1 protein-coding gene and 1 pseudogene are annotated in these 2,362 nt (G+C 62.8%); both read right to left on the reverse strand.

What is annotated here, in order from left to right:
* Nucleotides 1-246: pseudogene (locus tag A2I95_RS31910) on the reverse strand (hypothetical protein); the annotation flags it as partial.
* On the reverse strand, nucleotides 243-2,362 hold a 2,120-nt coding region (locus A2I95_RS31915), incomplete at its 5' end, for a peptidase domain-containing ABC transporter (RefSeq protein WP_291736296.1). The gene A2I95_RS31915 and the pseudogene A2I95_RS31910, both read right to left, overlap by 4 nt.

Raw genomic sequence — 2,362 nt, forward strand, 5'->3', positions numbered from 1 at the left:
GGTGCGCACGCCATCAAGGGGCATCAGGCGGCCCTCTCCGGTCACGGTTTCGTAGACCGGGGTCATCGCGGCCCATGCGACAAAGCCTGCGGCGGCGATCGCAAGCAGCCAGATCAGCCGGGTGTAGCCCTTGGTGTCGGCTGGCTCGGAGAGATCGGCCTCCAGCAAAAGCGCGCGCCTTTGAAACGCGTTGCCAACCGGTGTTCCGCTGGCGGCCGGTGCCACTGGATTGCTGTGCACTGTCATGCGGCGTTTTCCTTCTTTCGCCTGGCCAGCCTGGGCATGCCATCAAGCAGGGGCAGTTCGAGATCCGCGAGCCGGATGTGACTGGGGCGATGTGTCACCATCAGCATGGTGACACGGCCTTTGCGGCGCTGGAACGCTTTGATCATTGCTGCTTCTAGGGTCTGGTCCAATGACTGGGCCGGGTCGTCAAGCAGTAGGACCTGCGGGTCGCGCAGCAGTGCTTGCGCAACCGCAAGGGACTGGCGGAAGCCGCTGGGCAGCGTGGCCTGGACCTGGTCCGTGAGCACCGTGTGAATGCCATCTGGCAGTTTCCCGACAGCGTCGTGCAGAGAGAGTTCGTCGAGTATCTCAAACATCTGTGCTTCTGTGGCAAAGGGGCAGGCGAGACGCAGGTTCTGAGCCACCGAGCCATGCACAAGCACCGGCCGTGCAGGCACATAGCTTATGAACTGGCGCAGCTGGGACACAGGGATCTGGCTGGCGTTGACCCCGTTTATCGACAGCACTCCGGTCTGAGGCTGCAGCAAGCCCGCCACCAGCCGCAGAAACGTCGACTTCCCTGCCGCTGACGGGCCGGTGATTGCAACCAGCGCCCCTTCCGGGATCCGCGTGCTCAGGCTGCGCAGGGCAGGGGCGCTTTTGTTGCCGTATCGGAAGCCTACCGCGTTCAGCTGAATGTCGCCTTTGGCCGAATAGCTGTGGTGCACGCGTTTGGGGTCGTGCTCCTGGCGCAGGGCGGCAAGCCGGTCCAGCTGCGATGCGACGCCCGCAATCTCGGTCCATTTGGTCGCCAGCAGCAAAGCGGACTGCAGCGGCGCAATGGCGCGCCATGTCAGCATCACAGCCCCGAGCAACGCGCCGGATGACAGGTTGCCCTGGATGACCAGAAAGGCGCCGAAAAGCGCGGTCAGCCCCCCGGCCACCGGTGTCGCTGATTTGCACACTGCGTCGATTGCGCTTTGCGCCATCTCTGCGCGCCGCCCCGCAATAGCCTTGCGGCGAGTGACTGTTTCCAGACGCTCCCGCCATGCCCGCTGCTCGCCTGCACAGCGGATTGCAACGGCATTCCGGAACAGGTCGCTGGTGACACGGTTTTCATTTTCAACTGCGCTTCGGGCAGCGGCTTCCGTGCGGCGCAGATGCGGTACCAGAAAGGCCGCCAAAAGGCCGAAACACAACATCAGAACAACGGGAACAAAGCCAAGCGGCCCCGCAATCGCAAAAATTGCCGCAACCGTAAGCAAGGAAAAAGGCAGATCGGCCACGGTGTCGGCCGCGTTGCCGACAAGCAGGGTGGCCATGCGGCTGAACTGCCGGATCCGGACCGCCTGGGTGCTGACGGGGCTTGCAATTATGTGCTGGAGGGGCAGGGAGAAAATCTTGCGTAGCACGGTGGTAGCGACGAGAAATTCCATCCGCGCCGCGATCCGGGCAAGGCTCCGGGCCTTGAGGCCGCGGATGCTCATGTCGAGCAGCAGGAGCATGGCCAGGCCGGCTGCGAGCCAGGCGAGAGTGTCATGAGCCCTGGCCGGGATTACCGCGTCATAGACGGCAATCACCCCAAACGCGATGGCCAGCGCTGCGAAGTTGCTGACGGTCTTGGCGGCAAACGCCTGCATCCAGTTCTGTTGAAAGCGTATTAGAAGCTGCCTTACAAAACCGTATTGCGCGGTTTGCGAGGGTTTATTGAAACTGAATGTCAGCGTCCGGGATGTCACCCCTTGATTGCAGCGTTCTCCGGTCACGGGGTCGATCAGGGTGGAACCACCTTCCGCACCGGTCTGCACAATGAGGATGCGGCCTGCGCCGGTGACCAGTGTTGTGGCTGGAGCGAGGTCTTCAACCCGGCGGCTTCCGAGGCGGCTTTCGGAGCTGGAAATTCCGAGCCGTGACAGGATCGACCTCAGGTCCGAGGCCGTCAAACGGTCCGGCAAATGCGGCAGCGCGCGCACGAAACTGTCGCGTGAGCCGGTCCAGCCGAACGTTCCGAGTATCCGGAAGACCGCGGCGAGCACCGGGTCCTTGGATGTCACGCCCCAACACTTGCTTGTGTCAATGCTGTCGGCAATCAAGTCCAGCTCCAAGGCACTGAGTGCGGAGTTACTTGCAACGGTGG

Source organism: Leisingera sp. F5 (assembly GCF_001593695.1).